The 24,382-nt window shown below is 36.0% G+C and carries 20 protein-coding genes and 1 other annotated feature; of the genes, 18 read left to right on the top strand and 2 right to left on the bottom strand.

All coding sequences use genetic code 11. The features are described from left to right. The first annotated feature begins 7 nt into the window (after positions 1-7). Positions 8-1,471 carry an AcpB/EbpR/MafR family transcriptional regulator gene (locus AC4BC7_RS07725; RefSeq protein ID WP_490504307.1) on the top strand — a complete coding sequence of 488 codons (1,464 nt, stop codon included), beginning with the start codon at positions 8-10 and terminating at the stop codon, positions 1,469-1,471. 74 nt (positions 1,472-1,545) lie between these two features. Beyond that, positions 1,546-1,774: a binding site (T-box leader), on the top strand. Between the two features lie 57 nt (positions 1,775-1,831). Further along, complete coding sequence (locus tag AC4BC7_RS07720) at positions 1,832-2,926, top strand: aminotransferase class I/II-fold pyridoxal phosphate-dependent enzyme (protein WP_207941358.1); 1,095 nt, start codon at positions 1,832-1,834, stop codon at positions 2,924-2,926. A 41-nt stretch (positions 2,927-2,967) separates the two neighbouring features. Here the strand turns inward: AC4BC7_RS07720 and paiA are convergent, their stop codons facing one another. Continuing rightward, on the bottom strand, positions 2,968-3,489 hold the full coding sequence (gene paiA, locus AC4BC7_RS07715) for a spermidine/spermine N(1)-acetyltransferase (RefSeq protein ID WP_207941357.1): 522 nt from the start codon (positions 3,487-3,489) through the stop codon (positions 2,968-2,970). Between the two features lie 307 nt (positions 3,490-3,796). Between paiA and AC4BC7_RS07710 the strand changes: the two genes are divergently transcribed. The 10 genes from AC4BC7_RS07710 (at position 3,797) to AC4BC7_RS07665 (ending at position 14,673) form a co-directional block, all read left to right on the top strand. After that, a complete protein-coding gene (locus AC4BC7_RS07710; RefSeq protein WP_207941356.1) occupies positions 3,797-4,357 on the top strand; it encodes a DUF1836 domain-containing protein in 561 nt (186 codons plus the stop codon). Next, positions 4,350-5,204, top strand: coding sequence for a DegV family protein (locus AC4BC7_RS07705; protein ID WP_490504306.1), 855 nt, complete (start codon positions 4,350-4,352; stop codon positions 5,202-5,204). The genes AC4BC7_RS07710 and AC4BC7_RS07705 overlap by 8 nt, the downstream gene beginning before the upstream one ends. A 163-nt stretch (positions 5,205-5,367) precedes the next feature. Continuing rightward, on the top strand, positions 5,368-6,072 hold the full coding sequence (gene yycF / locus AC4BC7_RS07700; protein WP_016174435.1) for a response regulator YycF: 705 nt from the start codon (positions 5,368-5,370) through the stop codon (positions 6,070-6,072). Positions 6,073-6,078: 6 nt separating this feature from the next. After that, positions 6,079-7,911, top strand: coding sequence for a cell wall metabolism sensor histidine kinase WalK (walK, locus tag AC4BC7_RS07695; protein ID WP_207941352.1), 1,833 nt, complete (start codon positions 6,079-6,081; stop codon positions 7,909-7,911). Beyond that, positions 7,908-9,224: a YycH family regulatory protein gene (locus AC4BC7_RS07690; RefSeq protein ID WP_207941350.1), complete on the top strand. Its 1,317-nt coding sequence runs from the start codon at positions 7,908-7,910 to the stop codon at positions 9,222-9,224. The genes walK and AC4BC7_RS07690 overlap by 4 nt, the downstream gene beginning before the upstream one ends. Then, the gene (locus tag AC4BC7_RS07685) at positions 9,214-10,077 is read left to right on the top strand and encodes a two-component system regulatory protein YycI (RefSeq protein ID WP_490504305.1); all 864 of its coding nucleotides are present in this window, start codon (positions 9,214-9,216) and stop codon (positions 10,075-10,077) included. Before AC4BC7_RS07690 ends, AC4BC7_RS07685 begins: the two co-directional genes overlap by 11 nt. Before the next feature lie 53 nt (positions 10,078-10,130). After that, on the top strand, positions 10,131-10,937 hold the full coding sequence (locus tag AC4BC7_RS07680) for an MBL fold metallo-hydrolase (RefSeq protein ID WP_207941346.1): 807 nt from the start codon (positions 10,131-10,133) through the stop codon (positions 10,935-10,937). 47 nt (positions 10,938-10,984) lie between these two features. Next, positions 10,985-11,752 carry a MurR/RpiR family transcriptional regulator gene (locus tag AC4BC7_RS07675; RefSeq protein WP_490504304.1) on the top strand — a complete coding sequence of 256 codons (768 nt, stop codon included), beginning with the start codon at positions 10,985-10,987 and terminating at the stop codon, positions 11,750-11,752. 174 nt (positions 11,753-11,926) lie between these two features. Beyond that, positions 11,927-13,222, top strand: a complete 1,296-nt coding sequence (locus AC4BC7_RS07670) for a PTS sugar transporter subunit IIC (protein WP_490504303.1) — start codon at positions 11,927-11,929, stop codon at positions 13,220-13,222. A 23-nt stretch (positions 13,223-13,245) separates the two neighbouring features. Then, positions 13,246-14,673 (top strand): 6-phospho-beta-glucosidase, encoded by a 1,428-nt coding sequence (locus tag AC4BC7_RS07665; RefSeq protein WP_490504302.1) that lies wholly within the window; start codon positions 13,246-13,248, stop codon positions 14,671-14,673. 34 nt (positions 14,674-14,707) lie between these two features. On the opposite strand, the gene AC4BC7_RS07660 is transcribed toward AC4BC7_RS07665, so the two are convergent. Continuing rightward, positions 14,708-15,346: a CPBP family intramembrane glutamic endopeptidase gene (locus AC4BC7_RS07660; protein WP_490504301.1), complete on the bottom strand. Its 639-nt coding sequence runs from the start codon at positions 15,344-15,346 to the stop codon at positions 14,708-14,710. Positions 15,347-15,574: 228 nt separating this feature from the next. Between AC4BC7_RS07660 and groES the strand changes: the two genes are divergently transcribed. The 6 genes from groES to nadE all read left to right on the top strand — a co-directional run bounded on the left by groES (position 15,575) and on the right by nadE (position 24,321). Continuing rightward, positions 15,575-15,859: a co-chaperone GroES gene (gene groES / locus AC4BC7_RS07655; protein ID WP_207941338.1), complete on the top strand. Its 285-nt coding sequence runs from the start codon at positions 15,575-15,577 to the stop codon at positions 15,857-15,859. Between the two features lie 47 nt (positions 15,860-15,906). Beyond that, the gene (gene groL, locus AC4BC7_RS07650; RefSeq protein WP_207941336.1) at positions 15,907-17,532 is read left to right on the top strand and encodes a chaperonin GroEL; all 1,626 of its coding nucleotides are present in this window, start codon (positions 15,907-15,909) and stop codon (positions 17,530-17,532) included. Between the two features lie 948 nt (positions 17,533-18,480). Continuing rightward, positions 18,481-21,030, top strand: a complete 2,550-nt coding sequence (locus AC4BC7_RS07645) for a sensor domain-containing diguanylate cyclase/phosphohydrolase (protein ID WP_490504300.1) — start codon at positions 18,481-18,483, stop codon at positions 21,028-21,030. Positions 21,031-21,044: 14 nt separating this feature from the next. Continuing rightward, complete coding sequence (locus AC4BC7_RS07640) at positions 21,045-21,902, top strand: HAD-IIB family hydrolase (protein WP_490504298.1); 858 nt, start codon at positions 21,045-21,047, stop codon at positions 21,900-21,902. A 113-nt stretch (positions 21,903-22,015) separates the two neighbouring features. Beyond that, complete coding sequence (locus AC4BC7_RS07635) at positions 22,016-23,500, top strand: nicotinate phosphoribosyltransferase (protein WP_207941330.1); 1,485 nt, start codon at positions 22,016-22,018, stop codon at positions 23,498-23,500. Next, a complete protein-coding gene (gene nadE, locus AC4BC7_RS07630; RefSeq protein ID WP_490504296.1) occupies positions 23,497-24,321 on the top strand; it encodes an NAD(+) synthase in 825 nt (274 codons plus the stop codon). The genes AC4BC7_RS07635 and nadE overlap by 4 nt, the downstream gene beginning before the upstream one ends. Positions 24,322-24,382: the final 61 nt, after the last annotated feature.

Raw genomic sequence — 24,382 nt, 5'->3', positions numbered from 1 at the left:
GAGAATCATGAAGAAGTTTTTAGATAGCAACTCAAGAAGAAAAGTGGACATTTTGATTATGTTGAACAAAGAACATGGTGTGACATTTGATGATTTAAGTCAGCGTTTAAATGCTTCACGTCCAACGATTATGCGAGATTTGGAAGAGATTAAAGAAAAATTTGATGAATGGCAGGTAACCGAAGCCACTGTTATAACAAGAAAAACAACCGCATATTTAGTGGCAAAAGCGAAATTTTCATTGCATCAAATTTTATTACATTATTTAAATGAAAGTTTGCAGTATCAGGCGATGATTGAAATTTTTCATTCAGAATCCATTCATTTGCGTCAATTTTCGGAGGCGCATTTTGTCTCTTACAACACACTTTATAAAAAATTATATGGTTTAAATGAAGTTTTAGCGCAATTTGATTTGCGCTTTGTGACAAACAAGAAAGCATCCATTTCGGGAAATGAGCAACAATTACGTTTTTTTTATTCTGAATTTTTTTGGTACGCCTATAGTGGAACAATCTGGCCTTTTTTAACAGTGTCGCAAAGAGTAGTAAATTTTTTAATTAAACCAATTGAATATATTCGCGGAAGAAAATTAAGTTTGGTTGAAAAAGAGAAGCTATCGTATGATTTAGCAATTATTCTGACACGTATCAAACAAGGTCATTTGGTTTCACCAACAATTTTAAAACATGAAATCTTACAAGATAGTTGGCATTTTAAGTATTTACTCAATTTTTTGCATCCTGCGTGTTCCTTATTTTTTCGTAATCTAACGCGTGAACAAATGAAAGCAGAAATTGCGTACGCGTATATTTTTGTGTTTGCGCAAGAATATCATCTAACGGATAATAAAAATATTAGTGACATGCTTTTTTATTGTCAGACTCATGAATTAAAAACAGCAGAAGTAACCAATCAATGGTTTCGCCTGTTTTATCAAGAATTTCCTGTAAAAATTTCAGCAAAAAATTATGGATTACTCTACGCAAATCTGATTCATAAACACATCAAAGCTCTTACGTTTCAAGGCGCAGGTACATTAAGTGGCATTGATATTAGTGCTTCGGTATTTCTTCCACCTGAAATGAATCAACGAGTTGAATTTATTGTGAATCAACTCACGAATAAGAATAAAATTTTGCGTAAAAATCAAGCATTTTTGTTGGATAATTATCGTTTTCTCATTAGTCAATATATCGAACAAGAACGTAAACCAATATCTATTTGTATTTTATCAGTATTTGGAGAGGAAGGGTTAGAAATGATTAAGCGCCGCGCCTTCCAAGGGATTGATATGGATGTGACTGTCACAGGTACCATTACACCACAAACGGACTTGGTGATTATGGATCGAGAATATGAGCAGGTGTCGTTCGATCAAGAGAAGATTCTTTATTGGGAAAATATCCCTAGTAAGAAATCAATTTTTCGTGTACATTATTTTATTAATGAACATTTCGGTTATGGATAAAAATCAAAAAGGTTATTGACATTTTCTCATCTTGCAGTCTATACTATCGTCATAATCTAATTTAATTCTCATAGTTTAAAACGTTGACGAGAAGAGTAACTTAAGGATTCAGTTAAGAGAACCCGGTTTGGTGCGAAAGGGGACTGAAGAGCAAAGTGAAGATGAGCTCTAAGTTTGTAAATAGTTCACGCTATTTATGCGGATGCGACCGTTATATCGCCGGATTTCAACAGGAATCGTCGAGGTATCATTTGTGAGAATGGTATAAATTAGGGTGGTAACGCGAATTTATTCGTCCCTTTGTAAAAAGCAATTGCTTTTACAAAGGGACGATTTTTTTTTATTTTAGGAGGGAAAGATATGACTGAAAAACAATTAGCAACAAATTTAGTACAACTAGGGAATCGCACAGATTTGCAAAACGGTTCTATCAGTGCGCCGATTTTTTTATCAACAACTTATGCGCATCCGGGTTTAGGCCAAAGTACAGGATATGATTATATCCGTACGAAAAACCCTACACGCGATGTTTTAGAAGAAGGACTAGCAAAATTAGAAGCAGGTACTCAAGCAGTAGTGACCAGTTCTGGAATGAGTGCGATTCAATTAGTGTTTAATTATTTTTCAGTAGGAAGTAAATTTTTAGTTTCTAGAGATTTATATGGTGGTAGTTTCCGTTACTTTGATGACCTTGAGTCAAAAGGTATCGCAACGTTTGATTATTTTACAGATTTAGATAATTTTAAAGCAAAAATGACCAAAGAAATAGATGGTGTGTTCTTAGAGACGCCAACGAATCCATTAATGAATGAAGTTTCTATTCGAGAAGTAGCAACGATTTCCAAAGAACACGAAGCTCTTTTAATTGTTGATAATACTTTCTTAACGCCATTACGCCAGCGTCCTTTAGAAGAAGGAGCGGATGTAGTCATTCATTCAGGAACGAAATATTTATCTGGGCATAATGATATTTTAGCTGGTGTCGTCGTTGCAAAAGACCCTGTGTTGGGTGAGAAACTAGCTTGGCTAGCAAACACAACAGGACCAACATTGAGTGCTTTTGACAGCTGGTTATTTGTTCGTAGTTTAAAAACATTAGAAGTCCGTTTTAATCAACAAGAAAAAAATGCGCAAGCAATCGTTGAAGTATTGAAAAAACATCCAGCAATCAAAGATGTTTTATACGTAGGCATTGGGGCTATGATTAGCATTCGTGTCGCTGATGAAAATAAAATTAGTGATTTTTTACAAGCGTTAGAAGTGTTCTCTTTTGCTGAAAGTTTAGGTGGCGTTGAAAGTTTAATCACGTATCCTACGACGCAAACACATGCAGATATTCCGCAAGAGTTACGTGAGTCATACGGCTTAACCCCGGATTTATTACGTATTTCTGTCGGAATTGAACACGTTGCTGATTTGATTGCCGATTTGGAAAAAGCGTTAAATGTTTTTTAATGAAATAAAAAGAGGACCTGCACTCGGGTCCTCTTTAATCGTTAGTCTGTTAATTTCTTTACCATAATAAAGTCGGTTTGCTGGTCTTCCCCCATAAAAAATGAGTGTTGACCTTGGCGTACAAAGCCCATTGTCTGATAAAAAGCTCGTGCAGGTTGGTTGTGTTCCCACACGCCAAGCCAAACGGTGTCTTTCCTTTGTTCTAACGCCATTTGGATTGCTTGGTCAATAAGATAGCGACCTAAGCCTTGACGTTTATGGGACATGCGAATATATAACCGCTCAATTTCTAAGGCGTTGTTGGCAATAGCTTCAGTTTGGGCATCATCGGTATTGATTTTTAAATATCCAGCAAGTTCTTCATTTTTGTATAAAAAGAAAAAGGTAGAATGAGGTGTTTGTAATTCATTGGTTAATTTCTCATCTGTATACGCATGATCTAGATAAGCTTTCATATTTTCAGGCGAATTTTGTTTGGCAAACGTGTCACTAAAGGTTTCAAAACTAATTTCTTGTAAAGTTTTTAAGTCTGTTAACGTGCCTTTTTTTAATTGAATCGACATAGTCTTCTCCTTTTTTAATTTTCTTTTTATCATACGCGTAATTTTTTTAGGACGCAATAGTATTTTTTCCTTACTTTTTTATAAGAAAAAATTTACAAGATGGAAGATTTTCATTCATTATTTATTCATATTTAGTGATTATTATTTGTACATACCAATAAAACAACCCTAACACTTTTTCATTTTTACTCCTACGTCTGCCGATTCCCCGTTGGCAGACAATTTTTTTGCTTTACCTAGTTCTGAAAACTAGATATAATGATTATATAAAACATATTTAATGAATTTCAAAAAGAGGTGCATTTTTTTGGACAAGCTACAAGCGGATATTTATGAATGGGGTGAATCACTGGCCGATTTTCATTTGCCACGTTGGGATGAATTGCCAGAATTAGATTTATATATGGATCAAGTCATTACATTGGTAGATCGTTATTTGTCACCAGTCATTCGGATTGATAAACATACCCTTCTAACCTCTTCAATGGTAAATAATTATGTGAAAAAAGGCATGATCCCACCGCCTGAAAAAAAACGTTATACGCGTCGACATGTTGCGTTTTTAATAGCAATTACATTGCTAAAACAGGTGCTAACCATTCCAGAAATTAAAAATGGCATCTTGTTTCAAGGAAAAGCTGTTGGTATTCGTAATGCATATAATCTTTTTTGTGAAGAGCAAGAAACAGCTGTGCAGCATGTATGCTTACAAGCCATGGGGCAACTTGAACATCAAGAGCCACAAAAAATTGCAGTAGAATATTTGGCAGTTAAAGCCGCAACCGTTTCGTTTGCAAATAAATTATTTGCTGAAAACGTAATTGAAATAGAAAGTCAGTATTTAGAAAAAGGAGAAAGCCATGACTAAAGAAAAAATTGCCTTACTGGTAGATTCAGGTACAGATGTTCCACAAGAAATAATTGACAAGTATGGAATGTTTATGATTCCGTTAAAAATTATTTATAAAGAACGTACGTATACAGATAAAATTGATATTACACCTGAGCAAGTATATACACGTTTGAAAGAAGAGGTGCCAACTACCTCTTTACCTGATGGGAAAGCTATTCAAGAAATTTTTGATGAAATCAAAGCGCAAGGCTATCAGAAAGTAATTGCGGTTACTATTTCAAGTGGCTTAAGTGGGACCTATAATATTTTACGGTTATTAGGTCAAGAACAAGAAACCGAAGTCTTTGTCTTAGATACAAAAAGTATTGGAATCGGCGCTGGTCTACAAGCAATTCATGCAGCCGAATTAATCGCTCAAGGAATGGAATGGGAAGCGTTGATTCTGCAATTAGAGAAAAAAGTCAAAGAATCTAAAGTCTATTTCAATGTTGCAACGTTAGAATATTTGCAAAAGGGTGGCCGGATTGGTTTAGTTGCTTCACTTATTGGGACGGCCTTAAAATTAAATCCGACGATTTCTTGTAACGAAGAAGGTGTCTATCATACCGTTGCTAAAACTCGTGGGCGCAAAAAAAGTTTAGAGAATATGGTCAAACTAGTGAAAGAATTTGTTGACGATCGACCATCTTTTCGTTTGGCAATTGCCCAAGGAGATGCCATAGAGGAAGGTAAATGGTTACATGATTTAGTTAAACAAACCTTTCCCAATGCCGAATCGATTTTATTTGGGCCAATTTCTCCTGCGTTAGTGGTACATACAGGACCAGGACTTCTAGGAATTGGGGTACAATTATTAGACTAATTATTAACAGACTCAAATTTTATGAGTCTGTTTTTTTAGTAAGAAAAACTTTAGAAAACTATTATCAAAAGGTGTTTTAATGAAACCATGCGCAAAATCATGTATAATAGACACGATAGTCAAGATGTGAGCGCATAATAATTAAAAACGAGGTGACTTTTTTGTGAAAAAAATATTAGTCGTAGATGATGAGAAACCGATCTCAGATATTGTTAAGTTTAATCTTACTAAGGAAGGTTATGAAGTATACACCGCATACGATGGGGAAGAAGCGCTTGAAAAAGTGAACGAAATAGAACCAGATTTGATTTTATTGGATTTAATGTTACCTAAAATGGATGGTTTAGAAGTAGCACGTGAGGTTCGTAAAACGTATGATATGCCAATCATTATGGTAACTGCCAAAGATTCTGAAATCGATAAAGTATTAGGTTTAGAATTGGGTGCCGATGATTATGTCACGAAACCATTTTCGAATCGTGAGCTAGTTGCTCGCGTCAAAGCAAACTTGCGTCGTGGCTCTTCTGCTGGTAAAGAAGTGGAAGAACCTGTTAACACAGAGTTGTCAATTGGCGATTTAACGATTCATCCCGATGCGTATATGGTAACAAAATATGGTTCAGCTATTGAATTAACACATCGTGAATTTGAACTATTACATTATTTAGCCAAACATATTGGTCAAGTAATGACTCGCGAACATCTATTACAAACAGTGTGGGGCTATGATTATTTTGGTGACGTGCGTACAGTGGATGTAACAGTTCGTCGTTTACGTGAAAAAATTGAAGACAACCCAAGTCATCCAAACTATTTAGTTACTCGCCGCGGTGTAGGATATTACCTACGTAATCCGGAACAGGAGTAAGAATGTATGAAGAATAAAGTTCGCTTTTTTCAATCAGTGAACTTTAAAATCGCCCTGACATTTATCTTGATTTTGTTAATTTCAATCGAGATTATCGGGGCGTATTTTATTCGCGGATTGGAACGCTCAACGATCGAGAGTTTTAAAACAGGGATGAATTCTCAAGTTGAAACGCTCGCAGGTACGTTAGGCAATTATTTAGGTCAAGAAGGAACAAATAGTCAACAAGTGGATAGTGAAATCCAACGAGTCTTAGATAATAGTGATTCACCAGACATTGTTGAGATGAAAGTCGTCGATCAAAAAAGCATCATTCGAGCAACGACAAATGTCAGTGACCGTAATTCGATTGGTAAGAAAAATGAAGATCCGTATATCAATGATTTTGCGAATAAAAATATTACAGCGATTGATGATTCCACAGGTGATCGTGTGCAGATTAATGTTCAGGTCATTCAGTCTGCTGGTGATACGGTCATTGGTGTCTTATATGTGAAAAGTAATTTAGAACAAAAGTACAATGAAATTAATAACATTGCGTTTATCTTTGTAACGGCATCAGTGATTGCGGCGATGATTTCTATGCTAGTGGCGGTCTTGATTGCACGTTCTATTACGCAACCCATTGGCGAAATGCGAGAACAAGCATTGCGGATTGCTAAGGGAGATTATAGTCACAAAGTAGAGGTTAAAGGTCGTGACGAGCTAGGTCAATTAGCCGAAACATTCAATCAACTAGCCGAAAGAATTGAAGAAACACAAGAAGCGATGGAGTCTGAACGCAATCGATTAAATAGCGTATTAGCGCATATGACTGACGGCGTCGTTGCGACTGACCGACGAGGCAAAGTTATCACCATCAACGAAATGGCGTTATCGTTATTGAATGTCAAACAAGAAGAAGCAATCGGGCAATCGATTCTAACGTTATTTGAAATGGAAGAAGATTATACATTGCGTAAATTATTGGAAAATCCAAATGAAATTTTATTGGACCGCCCTTCAAATGATCCTAATTTAGAGGCTTTAATCTTACGTGTCGATTTCTCAATGATTCGCCGGGAATCAGGGTTTATTTCTGGTTTAGTAGCGGTGTTACATGATGTTACTGAGCAAGAAAAAACAGAACAAGAACGTCGAGAGTTTGTCTCAAATGTTTCTCATGAATTGCGCACGCCGCTAACGAGTATGCGTAGTTACATTGAGGCATTAAATGAAGGCGCATGGCAGGACCCGGAGATTGCACCCAATTTCTTAAAAGTAACATTAGATGAAACAGATCGTATGATTCGGATGATTAATGACTTATTAAATCTTTCGCGGATGGACAGTGGGAATTCTGGTCTACAATTGGAATTTATTAATTTTAAAGAATTAGTCCATTTCGTCTTGGATCGTTTTGATATGATGGTTAATAATCATGAAAAGAGTTATATCATTCGTCGTGAGTTTACCAAGCGTGAGTTATGGTTAGAAGTGGACACGGACCGCATGATTCAAGTAATCGATAATATTATGAACAATGCTATTAAATACTCGCCTGATGGTGGGATTATCACTGTTCGTTTAGTAGAGACGCATAACAATATTATTTTAAGCGTGACGGATCAAGGCTTGGGAATTCCGAAGAAAGATTTAACAAAAATTTTCGATCGTTTCTATCGTGTAGACAAAGCGCGTGCTAGAAAACAAGGGGGAACGGGGCTTGGTTTAGCAATCTCTCGTGAAGTGCTTAAAGCACATGGTGGAACTATTTGGGCAGAAAGTCGTGAAAATGTTGGTTCAACGTTCTTTATCAGCTTACCATATGAACCTTACGAGGAGGATTGGTGGGAATGAAAATTACAGAAAGAATGGTACGCTTTGGCTTATGTACGATGATTGCGTTAAGTTTTTATTTGTCTTATCTGATATGGTGGAGTCCAGCAACCAAAGATACGACATTAGTCAATGAAGTCGAGACAGATGCGCGTACGGAATTAAACGTTAAAGATGCATCAGAGGTTTTTCTGCCGTTACGTTTAACACGCATTGACCAGGAAACAATTGATGAAACCAATACCGAAAGTTTAGTAAAAAAATTCCAAACAGATATCGCAAATGCACAGTTTGAAACAGCGCATATAAAAAAGTATGACTCTGCCGAAGATTTTGCTACCCAAACGCAATTAGATGAAGGCGTTGAGTTAGCATATGCAGCAGCGATGCCGATGAGTTCCTATTTAGATACTTTCCATATTACCTTGCCAATGTCAGAGGAAATGGAACAAGAGACGGAATTTTTACGTATTCAAATTGATTTCAAAAAAGAAAAGATTCGATTTTTAAATCGGAATAAATTGACTGTTTTAGAAGCGAAAGTTTTATCAGGAATGAATGAATTTAAACATACAATTAAGAATAATGCTGCAGAATGGGTGGCGGTATTTCGTGACCCAGGCTACAGCTCGTACCAATATTACACCGTTGAACCAGTGAAACTGAAGATGTATAGCTACATTTCTTCGACGCGTCCTTATACGGTATTTCGAGATTCATTCTTTACTAATCCTAAAAACGTGCGCAGTAATGATGGAACAGCTAATTTGAATTTTTACGATGGGACAGAATCAATGACAATCCAACAAGAGCAGCAACAAATCGATTTTCGTAGTGTTGTTCGTACGGATCATCAATTTGATATCTATACCACTAGTTATAATTATATTCGTGGATTAGGGACAAATTACGGCTCATTACGTTTATTCGATCAATCGAAAAATATCATTGATTACCGTATTTTTGTTGAGGGATTTCCTGTTTTTAGTGATAGAGCGGAAGGGAAAATCACTGTTCGTTTTAGTGAAAACGGTCAAGTGAATCAAAAAAATATCGAAATTAAAGCCAATTTAAATACGATTCAAGTACCGATTCCGTCAGAGCGAGAAATTACCTTGCCTTCCAGTTATGAAGTAGTCCAAAACTTGTATTTACATGGGGCGGAGTACGAAAAACTAAATATGATTGTCATTGGATATGGTTGGAAAAATATACAAGATACAGGCGTCATTGATTTAGAACCGAATTGGTACATTCAGTATGAAAACACTTGGTATAGCTATGAACAGTTACTAGCGTATTTAGAAGAAAGCGAGGAGACAAATGGATTTTAAACGAATCGAATGGATTTTTTTCCTAGCTTTTCTGGGGGTAAATATATTTTTAGTCAGTATTTATCGAGAAGCACGCTCTGAGCAAAATATTGTCTCTCGTTCGAATCAAAAAATTCCAATTGAACAACGGTTAGCTTCTGAGAATATTCAATCAGCGGGTGGTTTTTCAGAAGAAAAAATTCTCGGCTATTATTTAAGCGGCGAACCCACAAATATGGATCAACTCATAGAAAAAGAACGCGCAAACAGCGCTCATCCAGAACTTGTTAATGGCCAAACGACAACTGAAGGAACGGTGTTAACGCATGTCGTCAATGACGGCGCGTACCTACGTAATAATGGTCGAATGACAGATACTATACACAATTACTTTGAACGAAGCAAGAATTTAATGTTTCAAAATGAATATACGTATATTTCAGAATGGGATAGAGTAGACGGTGATTATGTTGAACTCTTTGCTGCTCAAGCGTATGAAGGAATTCCAATTAATGATGATTCTAGTCGCTTAGGAATCACAGTAAGAAAAGAAGAAGACTCCTTAACCGTGGTGAGTTATACACAAACGCATGTGGATAATTTAACACCACTCCGTGAAGCAATGACATTATATTCAGAAGACGATGCGGTCAATACGTTATATATCAATAATAAAATTCCAAGCAATTCCACTTTGAAGTGGCAACAGCTTGCCTATACGTTGACGCTTAAAGTTCGTGGGAAAAATGTTTATGTTCCAGCTTGGTTTGTTGCGATTGAAACCCCAGATGAGACGGTTCAAATTGAGCGCGTTAATGCTTTAACAAATCGTATTATCACAAATACTACAGTTCGCACAGTAGAAAATACGTAAAAAGATGGGTATAATAGATTCAATGTTTAAATTTAGAGAGGAAGTCACAGGCAATGGAGAAACAAAACGCATTTCAAATTAGCATCTTAGCAAGTGGAAGTTCAGGAAACTCGTTGTTTATTGAAACCGAGAAGAAAAAAATCTTGGTAGATGCTGGTCTAAGCGGTAAAAAAATTACTTCATTGTTAGGTGAAGTCGGACGAAAACCAGAAGAATTAGATGCTATTTTGGTTACTCATGAGCATCGCGATCATATTCATGGAGTCGGTGTTCTGGCTAGAAAATACAAATTGGATGTCTATGCGAATGAAAAAACGTGGCAAGCAATGTCACCTTTAATCGGTAATGTCGCAGTGGAACAGCAACATATTTTTGAAATGGGGAAAATCTTAACTTTTGGTGATATGGATATCGAAAGTTTTGGGGTATCTCATGATGCGGCTGCTCCTCAATTCTATCGTTTTTATAAAAACGGGAAATCATTTGTCATCCTAACAGACACGGGTTATTGTAGTGATTATCTACGCGGCACGATTCGTGGAGCAGATGCGTATTTAATGGAAAGCAATCATGATCTGGAAATGTTACGAATGGGTGCGTATCCGTGGAACTTAAAACAACGAATCTTAGGTGATCGAGGGCACCTATCGAATGAAGACGGGGCATTAGTGATGACTGATATTCTAACCGATAACACGAAACGGATTTATTTAGGACATTTAAGTCGTGAAAATAATTTGAAAGAATTGGCTCATATGACTATGGAAAATATCTTATATGAACACGGACTAGGTGTAGGTGAAACCGTGCATGTTTATGATACCGATCCAAGTAAAGCAACAGAATTATTTGTCATTTAAAAGAAGGGCGCGAGGCTCTTCTTTTTTGTTCAGAAAGGATAGTTGAGATGTTTGATAACGAAAAAGTGAGGACCTTAAACGAGTTAGAAATGCTGGTTTATGATTATATTTTAAAACATAGAGAAGTTGTAGTAGAAATGTCGATTCGTGAATTGTCTGCGGTATGTCACGTTTCGACGGCAACTATTGTTCGTGTGTGTCACAAGCTAAATTTAGCCGGATTCTCTGAGTTGAAATATGTTATTAAACAAAAAATTGAAACAGATACGTTGTATAATCTGGATTATTTTTATCATGAAACTTCTCAAATCGATACTTTTTTAAAACGTGTGAACCAAGAAAGTTATCGTAAAATCCTAGAGATCGCCATTGATATGATTGTTGCAGCGAATCATATTATTTTTACAGGGATTGGCACTAGTGGCATTTTAGGCATGTATGGTAGTCGTTATTTCATGAATGTTGGTTTGAATTGTTACAGCTTAACAGATGCTTTTGCTCCAGTTTCTCCTCGGTTGCAAACGAACACGTTAGTCATTGCTCTGTCGGTATCTGGAGAAACACCAGAAGTTTTAGACCAAATAAAAGAATTTAAACAATACGGCGGAACAATTTTAAGTATTACCAATGATGAGCATTCAACCATTGCTCGTTTTTCAGATTATAATTTATCGTATTATATGCCGGAAGTCTTTTATGGTAGAAGAGACGACTTAAATATTACCACACAAGTTCCTGTTATTACGCTTTTGGAAGTTTTAGCCCAACAAGCCAGTCATAAAATTTATCTTGCTAAAAAAACAGATTCCGAATGAAGAGAGGAATCTGTTTTTTTTATTGAAACATGTTTCAAATTTCTGGTAACTACTTTTTTTTCAAAAATTTTTTGTTTATATTAAGGGATGTAAGCGAATACTTTGTTGGATAATAGTAACAACAGATTTACAAGCAATTATTATAAGTAAAATGAACGAATAGGAGAAATGACAATGAACGATTTTATGAATGAAAGAGTATTACCTCCGATTTTAAAATTTGTTAATACCAAAGCAATCACAGCTTTACGTAATGGGATGTTATATACGATGCCCTTCACTATCGTAGGCTCAATTTTCTTATTGCTTTCTAATTTTCCAGTTACAGCGGTTGCTGATTGGGTAAGAGATTCTGGTTTAGGTGTGTATTTTGACCAAGCATACGGGGCTTCATTTGCCATTATGTCCATTTTTGCTGTCATGGGAATTGCTTACTCTTACGTTAAAAATGAAGGGTTTGAAGGCTTACCAGCCGGTATGATTGGATTAGTTGTTTATTTATTGACAATGCGTTCAACTGTAACCGATGCAGAAGCAGGAGTGACAATTGGTAATGTAATCGATAAAAACTGGACAAGTGGTCAAGGAATGATTAGTGCTATTTTAGTCGGTCTTTTTGTTGGTTGGGGTTATTCATGGTTCTTAAAACGAGATATTCGAATTAAACTTCCTGAACAAGTTCCGGCAAATGTTGCTAATTCGTTTACAGCATTAATTCCAGCAGCCGCGTTAATTACTGTCGCGATGATTGTATATGCTTTGTTTGATGTTTTCATGAAGACCACCGTAATTGAATGGATTTATGCAGTGATTCAAAGTCCAATGCAAGGTGTGACTGATTCTTTAGGCGGCGCCTTAATGATTGGTTTTTTAACGCCATTTCTTTGGTTTTTCGGAGTTCATGGTTCAACAATTGTTGGTGGAATCATGGGACCAATTTTACAAGCAAACTCATTGGCGAACTCAGAAATTTTAAATTCTGGAAAAGAATTGACGTTAGCAAATGGTGGACATATTGTGACACAACAATTTTATGACCAATTTATCAATGTGACGGGTGCGGGAATGACGATTGGTTTAGTGATGTTTATGGCGGTATTTGCACGTTCTGCTCAATACCGACAATTAGGTCGCTTGTCACTAGCGCCAGCTTTTTTCGGAATTAATGAACCAATTGTTTTTGCTACACCAATTGTGATGAATCCAATTATGGTTGTACCATTTATTTTAACGCCAGTTGTTTCTAGTATTATTACTTATTTTGCTCTATACACTGGATTAGTCCCCTTGTTTACAGCTATTCAAGTACCATGGACAACGCCACCTGTGATTTCAGGCTTTTTAATTAGTGGTTGGCAAGCAGCGTTACTTCAGTTAATCGTTTTAACAATTGGCTTTTTCATTTATTTCCCATTTGCAAGAAAAATGGATCAAATTAATGTAGCACAAGAACGTGGCGAAGAAATTTAATTAAAGGAAAAGGGTGTATAAGTATGTTAAGAAAAGATTTCTTATGGGGTGGCGCAGTGGCTGCCCATCAATTAGAAGGTGGTTGGCAAGAAGGCGGCAAGGGTATTAGTGTGGCTGATGTGATGACTGTAGGAAAACATGGCGTTCCCCGTCGAATTACCGATGGCGTGTTGGCAGGCGAAAATTATCCTAACCATGAAGCCATTCAATTTTACCATCATTACAAAGAAGACGTGAAGTTATTTGCAGAATTAGGATTAAAATGTTTTCGAACATCGATTGCTTGGACAAGAATTTTTCCTAAAGGGGATGAAATAGAACCTAATGAAGCTGGATTACAATTTTATGATGATTTATTCGATGAATGTCTAAAATATGGCATTGAACCAGTCATCACATTGTCGCATTTCGAAATGCCGTATCACTTAGTTACAGAATATGGTGGGTGGCGTAATCGGAAAGTGATTGATTTCTTTGCACGTTTTGCAGAAGTTTGTTTTACACGCTATCAAAATAAAGTAAACTACTGGATGACATTTAACGAAATTAATAACCAAGCAAATTATGTAGAAGACTTTGCGCCGTTCACAAATTCAGGTTTGAAATATGTTGAAGGCGAAGACCGAGAAAAAATTATGTATCAAGCGGCACATTACGAATTAGTTGCTAGTGCGAAAGCTGTTGAAATTGGTCATCGAATCAATCCTGATTTTCAAATTGGCTGCATGATTGCAATGGTGCCAATCTATCCATATTCTTGCGCACCAAAAGATATGATGGCCGCAACAGTAGCCATGCAACGTCGTTATTGGTTCACGGATGTTCATTGTAAAGGCGAATATCCAAGTTATATCGATGCTTATTTTGAACGCAAAGAGTATCAATTAGACCGAACAAAAGAAGACTTAGACTTATTGAAAAAAGGCACAGTTGACTATATTGGTTTTAGTTATTACATGTCATTTGCGATTAAAGACAGCAGGAAAGCACCAACCTTTGATTATGATGAAGCTCGTGATTTGGTGCGAAACCCGAATGTAGAGGCTTCTGATTGGGGCTGGCAAATTGATCCAATGGGCTTGCGTTATGCGATGAATTGGTTTAATGAACGCTATGAACGCCCATTGTTTATTGTTGAAAATGGCTTTGGTGCAATTGACGAAATCGATTCTGTAACGAATCGAGTAGAAGACGACTACCGGATTGCTTACTTGAAAGCTCATATTGAAGCGATGAAGGAAGCTGTGGAATACGACGGAATTGATTTGCTGGGGTACACACCTTGGGGGTTTATCGATTTAGTTTCTGCGGGAACTGGGGAAATGAAAAAACGCTATGGCTTTATTTATGTTGATAAAGACAACGAAGGTCAAGGAACGTTAGCTCGCAGTAAGAAAAAATCATTTGATTGGTACCAAAACGTTATTGCAACGAATGGAGAAGAACTATAAAAAAACCGTCTAGTGTTGAAGCTAGACGGTTTTTTTATTTGGGAAGTTCTATTGATTGTAAAAGTATATTGGCAATAACAACTAAGGTATTCATCCCCACATGCGCTAAAATAGAAGTCCAGATTTTTCCAGTGTTGTAATAGAGTAGACTAAAGAAAAATCCTAAGGCGAAATACAATAACAAATGCCCATCTTGATGAATGAGTGCAAATAAGAACGAGCTGATACTAATTGCTAACCACACATTCAGATATTTTTCAAGAAAACCAGTGATAGCACGACGGAAGACAAATTCTTCCATGATAGGTCCACCAATCATCACCGCAATGGCAAAAAGAGGTTGCTGTAAAACAATTTGAATAATATTTTGCGTATTTTCAGAAGCAACCTCTTGTCCAAATAATTGTTCGATTTGTAAGACGATATTTTGTAAAAAGATGGCTACAAAAATTCCGCCTAATCCAAATGCAATGACTTTTAACCAATTGCTTTCTTTTCTTTCGAAAGATAGCCATTCATTTTGTTGTAAATATAAGATAATTAAGACAGCTGCTCCTAAAAGATACGCAATCATCGTGGCAAATACTTGATTAGTTGCGGGTAAGAAAGCAGGCGAGAAAAAAGCAGCTGCATAAAATAAAATCGTTAATACACTATATTTTTTTGTGGACATAGAATTCTCCTCTCGTTTATTTACTATTATAACAAAAATAGTGCAGGACAAGTTGTTAAGAAGGAGAGACTTATTTAACCAATTTTGACTTTTATAAAAAAATAATTCAAAAGACTTGCATTCTAGAATGAAAATAAGTAATATTAGTTTTGTAAGTTAGCACTCGATATATGAGAGTGCTAATGACAGCAAATCATAGAGATTAGAAATTAATTGGAGGGATTTATCGTGTTAAAACCATTAGGTGATCGTGTATTGATCGAAGTCGCAAAAGAAGAAGAAAAAACTGTCGGAGGACTTGTTTTAGCATCTGCAGCAAAAGAAAGACCGCAAACAGGAACGGTTGTCGCTGTTGGTGAAGGCCGCGTCTTAGATAATGGGGAACTAGCAGCTGTACCAGTTAAAGTTGGTGACACTGTTTTATTTGAAAAATATGCTGGTTCAGAAGTGAAATACGACGGTAAAGAATATCTGATTTTTTCAGCAAAAGATATTGTTGCAATCGTAGAATAATCAAATAAACATACGCAGTATAAAAAAACTTTGAGGTGAAAAAAATCATGGCAAAAGATATTAAATTCGCAGAAGACGCTCGTTCAGCAATGCTACGAGGTGTAGATAAATTAGCAGATACAGTAAAAGTAACATTAGGCCCTAAAGGTCGTAACGTTGTTTTAGAAAAATCATATGGTTCTCCATTGATTACCAATGATGGGGTAACAATTGCTAAAGAAATCGAATTAGAAGATCATTTTGAAAATATGGGTGCAAAATTAGTTTCTGAAGTTGCCTCTAAAACAAATGATATTGCAGGTGACGGTACAACTACAGCTACTGTTTTAACACAAGCAATTGTTCGCGAAGGTTTGAAAAACGTTACTGCTGGCGCAAATCCATTAGGTATTCGTCGTGGGATTGAATTAGCAACAAAAGCTGCAGTTGAAGAATTACACAATATCTCTTCTATTGTTGACTCTAAAGAAGCAATTGCGCAAGTAGCGGCTGTTTCTTCAGGTAGTGAACAAGTTGGCGAGTATATCGCTGATGCGATGGAAAGAGTTGGTAACGATGGTGTTATCACAATTGAAGAATCAAAAGGAATTGAAACTGAATTAGATGTTGTAGAAGGTATGCAATTTGATCGTGGTTACTTATCTCAATATATGGTAACAAATAACGATAAAATGGAAGCAGAACTAGAAAATCCATACATCTTGATTACAGATAAAAAAATCTCAAACATTCAAGATATCTTGCCGCTATTAGAACAAATTTTACAACAATCAAAACCATTATTAATTATTGCAGACGATGTAGATGGCGAAGCTTTACCAACATTAGTCTTGAATAAAATTCGTGGAACATTTAACGTCGTTGCGGTAAAAGCACCAGGTTTTGGTGACCGTCGTAAAGCAATGTTAGAAGATATTGCTATTTTAACTGGTGGTACAGTGATTACAGAAGATTTAGGTTTAGATTTGAAAGATGCAACAATTGATACTTTAGGTCAAGCAAGCAAAGTAGTTGTTGATAAAGACAATACAACAATCGTTGAAGGTTCTGGTACAAAAGAAGCCATTGAAGCACGTGTTCAAGTTATTAAAAACCAAATTACTGAAACAACTTCTGATTTCGATCGTGAAAAATTACAAGAACGTTTAGCGAAATTAGCTGGTGGTGTAGCAGTAATTAAAGTTGGTGCACCAACTGAAACAGAATTAAAAGAACTAAAACTACGCATTGAAGACGCATTGAATGCTACACGTGCCGCTGTAGAAGAAGGCATGGTTTCTGGTGGTGGGACAGCTTTAGTGAATGTTATCAATAAAGTTGCTGCTCTTGAAGCAGATGGTGATGCTGCAACTGGTATCCGTATTGTTTTACGTGCGTTAGAAGAACCTGTACGCCAAATTGCTGAAAATGCTGGTTATGAAGGTTCAGTAATTATTGACCGCTTGAAAAATGCTGAATTAGGTATTGGTTTCAATGCTGCAACAGGTGAATGGGTAAACATGTTAGATGCTGGAATCGTTGACCCTACAAAAGTAACTCGTTCAGCGTTACAAAATGCCGCTTCGGTAGCTGCATTATTATTAACAACTGAAGCAGTTGTTGCTGATAAACCAGAACCAGCTGCACCAGCAGCGCCAGCAATGGATCCATCAATGATGGGCGGTATGATGTAAAAACGAACGACAATCCCTGTTTTAAAAGGGATTGTCGTTTTATTTTTGTTCTATATCATCTGAAAGAAGCAAAACTTGGCAGTTTATTTAAACACTGGTTTACTTGTTTTTTCATTACATAAGTATAAAAATGCAATGTTGTACTTGCATCCATAGCTCTTCATCCATTCAAACATAAAAATCGAGAATAGCCCTCTATTTTAAGGAAATGTATCCATGATAGGATAAAAAAGATTTATTTAAGGAATTTTAAATCAAGTGTAAATAACATGGCTATAAATGTAATAGCGTATAGAGCTTTAGAAATTACAAAAGAAGTCACCCTCAAATAGTAATAAGCTTGGATTTAAAACTAATGCTATAACTAGAATCATAGATACAACAATAAAAATATCATCCCATTTTTTTATAATAGATCACTCCTCAATGAAATAGTTCTTACCTACATTGATAATCCTAGCATTGATTTGTAAGCAATCACTTTTAGCTTAAACGTCGTAAATCAATGCTTGAACGTTAAATTTTTTTGTTTAGCAGATGAATCTGTGTGTTTAATTGAACAGGTGCTGAAAAATACTGCTTAGTCTTTCAAATTCGCTAAAAAAGTCTTATTAAATAACCCGAATAATATTATAAAATTATGTGAAGAGGAAATTTTAGCGGAACCTGAAATTACTGCAGATGATTTATAGAGACAATTGATAAGTTGCCAGGGTTTATAAATTAATTTAAATATTTTAGAAAAATTAAATGAATTTTTTTAATAAATCCAGATAACGAGCGCTATTAAATCAGTTTTTTACTAGAATTTTTATTTTTCTTTAATAAAAAAACAAAAAATATATTCAATCAAGCTAGTCCTAAAATTGCTTTTCTGAAAGGTGCTTGCTAAAATAAGAGAAGAATTGAACGAACTAGAAGAAATGATTCAAAACTGGTGGTAGATGAATGATTAAAGACAATATAATAAATACACAGGCAATGAATTCATTAGGAAGTTGTCAAATTGAACTAATTTTTGATTTAGAAAATAGTGTGGTCGATTTCCGATTACAAGCTATGAATGAAAGCTTTGCAAAAATGTTACATTGGAAACAAGAACAAATTGGAGAAAAACTTTCGTCACTTCTTAAAAAATTTCCTCATGAAGAAAAAATTTGGTTGTCTTTATGTAATTATGCAATTCGCTATAATAAAACACACGAATTAACTTGTTTTATAGCAAGTGCTAACGAATATTTTACAATGAGTGCGATGCCATTAAATAACAAACAAATGGTTTTGTTTTTACGATTAGCTGATGAACAACTAGCACTGCAAAAAGAAACAGAATCACGGATGGAAATAGTGCGTATTGTAGAGCCATTATTTGAAAGTCAAAATTATGCCTTAGCATTACTAGAATTTAATGAAGGCATATATCGCTATGTAAAAAGCAATGAGTTATACATGCAATTGACGGGGTTAAAAGATTTAAACGCAGAACCGCTTTCGACAGTTTTCAAAACGGATTTGCGACAAAAAATAGAAGGTTATTTGGATGAAGCAATTCAGAAAAATCGTTTGGTTCAATATGAACGGAGCTATGAAGTAGGTGAGCGAAACTTTACTTTACATACAGAACTAACACCTATCTTTAGTACTTATGGGATTCCGTATATTTTGTCTTACAGTAAAGATGTTTCAGAAGTAAATAAAGTAAAAAAAGAAAATCAGCAACTAAGTAAAAGGTTACGAGCAATGTTTGACCAACATGCGGCAATCAAAATCATTTTTGATGTGAAAACTGAGCAAATTTTATCCGTGAATCCTTCTGCCTGTGATTTTTATGGATATACAGAAGAGGAATTTTTAAAGCTTCGACTATCAGATATTAATGAATTATGGATTGATGAGTTTTACAAAAACTACAATAATAAAGGGCGAGGAAATACATTATTAAGTTCAGTACCCCAAACGTTAAAAAATGGTGAAAAACGTTTATTAGATGTCTATTGTAGCCCGATATGGGATGGGAGTGAACATATCCACTATGTCATTGCATATGATGTGACTGATCGAGAAAATTTACGTCGAAAATTAATACACGAGGAAGAGTTGTTACGAATTACCTTACAATCGATTGGTGATGGTGTGATTGCAATGAATGAGCAAGGCAACATTACTAGTTTTAATGATGAAGCAGCCAAAATTACTGGGTGGCAAAGTCAAGAGGTTCTAGGTAAACCGTTTGAAGATATCTTCACTATTTATGATGAGAAGACGCATGAAAAAATTGATTTCAAAGATAACGCGATGTTCTATAAAGACTCACAAGTTAAATTCGAGCACACCGCATTATTATTAACGAAAGACTCTCGTTGGCTACCAATTACTAAAAGTGAAGCGCCAATTAAAGATCAAAATAATGACTATCAAGGCGTAGTGATTGTTTTTCGAGATGTGCAAAGAGAATTGGAACATATTCAACAAATTGAGTTTTTAAGTTATCGTGATCCGATTACAAAATTGTATAATCGTCATTATATAGAAGAGCATTTTGATTGTTTTAGTCAACCAAGTAACTTCCCGATTACTGTAGTGATGGCGGATGTCAATGGCTTGAAATTGACGAATGATGTGTTTGGTCATAAAGCAGGTGACGAATTATTAAAAGAAATCGCATCGGCTTTTAACGGTGTCTTTTCTGAAGAACATATTATTTCTCGATGGGGTGGCGATGAATTTATGATGATTTTACCGAAGACAGAATTGGTAGCAGCAGAGGAAATGGTGCAAAAGATTCGCCAAATGCCAATCACTGTTCCAGGTATTGCTGGGATCAAAGCTAGCGTATCTTTAGGTTTTGCGACAATCACAAGTCCTACCAAAACAATTATAGAAGCAATGAATGAGGCAGAAGAATATATGTATCATCAAAAATTACTTGATGGCAAAAGTTATCGTCATGCTATTATTAACAGCTTATTAGCGACATTATATGAAAAAAGCAATGAAACCGAAGAGCATTCTCATCGTTTGGTTCAATATTGCCATGCGATTGGGAAAAAGATGAAACTCACTTCGAATGAACTAAATGAATTAGACCTATTGTGTTTACTCCATGATATTGGTAAAGTGGGAATAGATCCGAATGTATTAAATAAACCAGGAAGATTGACTGACAGTGAATGGCGAGAAATGAAGCGTCATGCAGAAATTGGTTATCGTATTGCCCAAGCGACACCAGAATTAGCCCCCTTTGCTCATTTGATTTTAGCGCATCATGAGCGTTGGGACGGACAAGGATATCCACGCCAATTATCAAAATGTGAAATTCCACTTGCATGTCGCATTTTAGCAGTTGCTGATTCATACGATGCGATGACTAATGATCGAGTTTATCGGAAAGCTTTGTCAAGAGAAGCGGCAATCGAAGAAATTCGTGTCAATGCCGGAACGCAATTTGACCCTGCTGTAGTAGACGTTTTCCTGAGTATATTAACCGATGAAGAGTGAGAAAGGGATAGAGCATGAATATTGTATTTTCAGATGTGGACGGTACGTTTCAAGATTTTGGTCAGACGGTACCACCCATTAACTTAGCTGCGGTTCGAGCACTCCATGATCAAGGCGATCATTTTGTTTTTGTAACAGGAAGAGGTTATGAATTAGCACAAGAATTATTAACAACAACTAATCTTCCATGCGACATTATTTTTGGTAATGGTGCAGGAATTAAGTTAGAAAATGAAGAACCACGATTGAGAAATTGTCTCGACCATCAAGTGTGTTTAGAGCTTTTAGCTCGTTTAGAATCCGAAAATACATTTTATTTTATTCATACGGACCAAGGTGTCTTTGTGAACACGATTACGCGTTACCACACGCATTTTGAAGACTTGCATGTCAAATTCGAATCAGAATTAGGAACGATCGGTGCTGAGATAATGGACTATAAAGAAGTCTATTTTACAAAAGAATGCCACAATATTTTAAGTGTACCTACGTTTATACAAGAACATCCAGAATTAAATATCATTAAAATTGAATTGATGGAAGCAGATGATTTACAAAAAGAGAGTTTACGCGACAAGTTAGCAATAGAGGGCGCGTATATTTTCGAGTCATACCAACAAACATTGGAAGTAGTCAATCCGTTAGCGACAAAAGGTGCGGCTATTTTATCTTATCTGAAAAATTTTCCAAAGGCGAAAAGTTATGGTTTTGGGGATGGCGAGAACGATGTGCCGATGTTTGAAGTGGTGGATGTTTCTGTTGCCATGGCAAATGCCAATACTGACGTTAAAGCCGTTTGTATGGAACAAGCTGGTGAATGTGCGGCAGGTGGTTTAGGAACCTACATTTTTGACCACTTGATTCAAAAATAAGCTAAAAATTAAAGCGATAGTGAAAAAACTATCGCTTTTTTGCGCTTGAGTCGGTATTTTTAATTTTTTTTGTTATAATAATAAATAGAAATTGACAAGGGAGTTACTAGCGTATGCAAAAAACATATACAGATGACAGTTTGACTTTACACACCGATTTATATCAAATTAATATGATGCAAACTTATTGGGAATTAGGCCGTGCCGATTTACATGCAATTTTTGAATGTTATTTTAGAGAAATGCCTTTTAAACATGGATATGCCGTTTTTGCAGGATTAGAACGTTTGGTAAAATATCTAGAAAATTTAACCTTTACAGAGACTGATTTGGCTTATTTACGGGAAGTAGGCGGCTATTCTGAAGATTTTTTGACGTATTTAAAAGAGTTTAAATTTAGTTGCACGGTTCGCTCAGTTAAAGAAGGCGATTTGGTGTTCAACAATGAACCATTGATTCAAGTAGAAGGTCCTTTAGCCCAAGCACAATTAATTGAAACAGCTTTATTGAATATGGTAAATTTCCAAACCTTGATTGCGACAAAAGCAGCTCGTATTAAATCAGTGATTGGCGATGATCCTTTATTAGAATTTGGTTCTCGTCGGGCACAAGAAATGGATGCAGCGATTTGGGGAACACGTGCAGCTTTTATTGGCGGTGCTGACGCAACAAGTAATGTTCGTGCAAGTAAAATTTTTGGTATACCAGCAAGTGGTACTCATGCGCATTCATTGGTTCAATCTTATGGCAATGATTACGATGCATTTATGGCATATGCCAAAACACATAAAGAGTGTGTCTTTTTAGTAGACACGTATGATACCTTGAAATCAGGAGTTCCTAATGCTATTCGTGTCGCAAAGGAAATGGGCGACAAAATTGACTTCTTAGGTGTACGGATTGATAGTGGAGATATGGCGTACATTTCGAAAAAAGTCCGAGAACAATTAGATGAAGCTGGTTTTACTGAAGCAAAAGTGTATGCTTCAAACGACTTAGATGAAAGTACTATTTTAAGTTTAAAAATGCAAAAAGCAAAAATTGACGTATGGGGCGTAGGAACAAAATTAATTACGGCCTATGACCAACCTGCTTTAGGAGCTGTGTATAAATTAGTAGCCATTGAAAATGAAGAAGGCATCTTAGAAGACACCATTAAATTATCTAGTAACGCAGAAAAAGTTTCTACACCAGGAAAAAAACAAGTGTGGCGGATTACTCGTAAAGTAGATGGTAAATCAGAAGGTGATTATGTCACTTTATGGGATGAAAAACCAACAGAACAAGAGAGTATCTTTATGTTCCATCCAGTTCATACGTATATTAATAAAACCGTCACAGATTTCGAAGCACGTCCATTATTGCAAGATATTTTTGTAGAGGGAAAATTGATTTATGAATTACCTGACTTAGAACATATCAAAGCGTATTCTCATCAATGTTTAGATGCTTTATGGGATGAATACAAACGAGACTTAAATCCACAACCGTATCCTGTCGATTTATCACAAGAATGTTGGAACCATAAAATGGCAATTATGGATAAAGTCCGTAAGCAAGTTCAAGCATTTAATGAACAAGGAGGAGCGAATTTATGAGTTTACAAGAAGAAATTATTCAAGAATTAGGCGTAAAACCAGAAATTGATGCCTATACAGAAGTTCGTCGCAGTATTGATTTTTTAAAAGCGTATTTAGTGAAGCATCCTTTTTTAAAAACCTTTGTATTAGGTATTAGTGGCGGACAAGATTCAACTTTAGCTGGGCGATTGGCACAATTAGCGATGGAAGAAATGCGTCATGAAACCAATGATTCAGATTATCATTTTATTGCAGTGCGCTTACCTTATGGCGAACAAGTGGATGAAGAGGATGCAAAGAAAGCAATGACCTTCATTAATCCAGATAGTCAATTAGCTGTTAATATCAAGCCAGCTGTTGATGCACAAGTCGCGTCTTTGGAAGCCGTGGGTGTGACAGTTTCTGATTTTAATAAAGGAAATATTAAAGCAAGACAGCGAATGATTACACAATATGCCATTGCGGGTGAATTTTCGGGTGCTGTCCTTGGAACCGATCATGCGGCAGAAAATGTGACAGGATTCTTTACGAAGTTTGGTGATGGTGGTGCAGATATTCTACCACTTTTCCGTTTGAATAAGCGTCAAGGCCGTCAATTGTTAGCTGAACTTGAGGCTCCAGAAGAATTGTATTCAAAAATACCAACTGCAGATTTAGAAGATGGCAAACCACTGATTGCAGATGAAGTCGCGTTAGGTATTACGTACGATGAAATTGATGATTATTTAGAAGGAAAAACTATTTCTCCAGAAGCTCAAGCAACTTTAGAGAATTGGTGGCGTAAAGGCGAGCACAAACGTCATTTGCCGATCACAGTTTTAGATGACTTTTGGAAGTAAAAATAAGTTAGTTTAAGAATAAACTATCCGAACTATCGAGAGATTGCTACTAAGGTCTAAT

This window comes from Enterococcus sp. AMC1623, from assembly GCF_058216495.1.
The sequence above is the reverse complement of the archived record's forward strand: the minus strand, read 5'-3'. Positions and strand labels throughout refer to the sequence as shown.

Bases quoted from the DNA above. Each gene is read 5' to 3' on its own strand.
- paiA (WP_207941357.1), bottom strand. From the start codon at position 3,489: ATGTCGATTCAATTAAAAAAAGGCACGTTAACAGACTTAAAAACTTTA.
- AC4BC7_RS07685 (WP_490504305.1), top strand. From the start codon at position 9,214: ATGGATTTTAAACGAATCGAATGGATTTTTTTCCTAGCTTTTCTGGGG.
- AC4BC7_RS07645 (WP_490504300.1), top strand. From the start codon at position 18,481: ATGATTAAAGACAATATAATAAATACACAGGCAATGAATTCATTAGGA.
- AC4BC7_RS07705 (WP_490504306.1), top strand. From the start codon at position 4,350: ATGACTAAAGAAAAAATTGCCTTACTGGTAGATTCAGGTACAGATGTT.
- AC4BC7_RS07665 (WP_490504302.1), top strand. From the start codon at position 13,246: ATGTTAAGAAAAGATTTCTTATGGGGTGGCGCAGTGGCTGCCCATCAA.
- walK (WP_207941352.1), top strand. From the start codon at position 6,079: ATGAAGAATAAAGTTCGCTTTTTTCAATCAGTGAACTTTAAAATCGCC.
- AC4BC7_RS07720 (WP_207941358.1), top strand. From the start codon at position 1,832: ATGACTGAAAAACAATTAGCAACAAATTTAGTACAACTAGGGAATCGC.
- AC4BC7_RS07635 (WP_207941330.1), top strand. From the start codon at position 22,016: ATGCAAAAAACATATACAGATGACAGTTTGACTTTACACACCGATTTA.
- AC4BC7_RS07690 (WP_207941350.1), top strand. From the start codon at position 7,908: ATGAAAATTACAGAAAGAATGGTACGCTTTGGCTTATGTACGATGATT.
- AC4BC7_RS07675 (WP_490504304.1), top strand. From the start codon at position 10,985: ATGTTTGATAACGAAAAAGTGAGGACCTTAAACGAGTTAGAAATGCTG.
- groL (WP_207941336.1), top strand. From the start codon at position 15,907: ATGGCAAAAGATATTAAATTCGCAGAAGACGCTCGTTCAGCAATGCTA.
- nadE (WP_490504296.1), top strand. From the start codon at position 23,497: ATGAGTTTACAAGAAGAAATTATTCAAGAATTAGGCGTAAAACCAGAA.
- AC4BC7_RS07660 (WP_490504301.1), bottom strand. From the start codon at position 15,346: ATGTCCACAAAAAAATATAGTGTATTAACGATTTTATTTTATGCAGCT.
- AC4BC7_RS07725 (WP_490504307.1), top strand. From the start codon at position 8: ATGAAGAAGTTTTTAGATAGCAACTCAAGAAGAAAAGTGGACATTTTG.
- AC4BC7_RS07670 (WP_490504303.1), top strand. From the start codon at position 11,927: ATGAACGATTTTATGAATGAAAGAGTATTACCTCCGATTTTAAAATTT.
- AC4BC7_RS07680 (WP_207941346.1), top strand. From the start codon at position 10,131: ATGGAGAAACAAAACGCATTTCAAATTAGCATCTTAGCAAGTGGAAGT.
- AC4BC7_RS07640 (WP_490504298.1), top strand. From the start codon at position 21,045: ATGAATATTGTATTTTCAGATGTGGACGGTACGTTTCAAGATTTTGGT.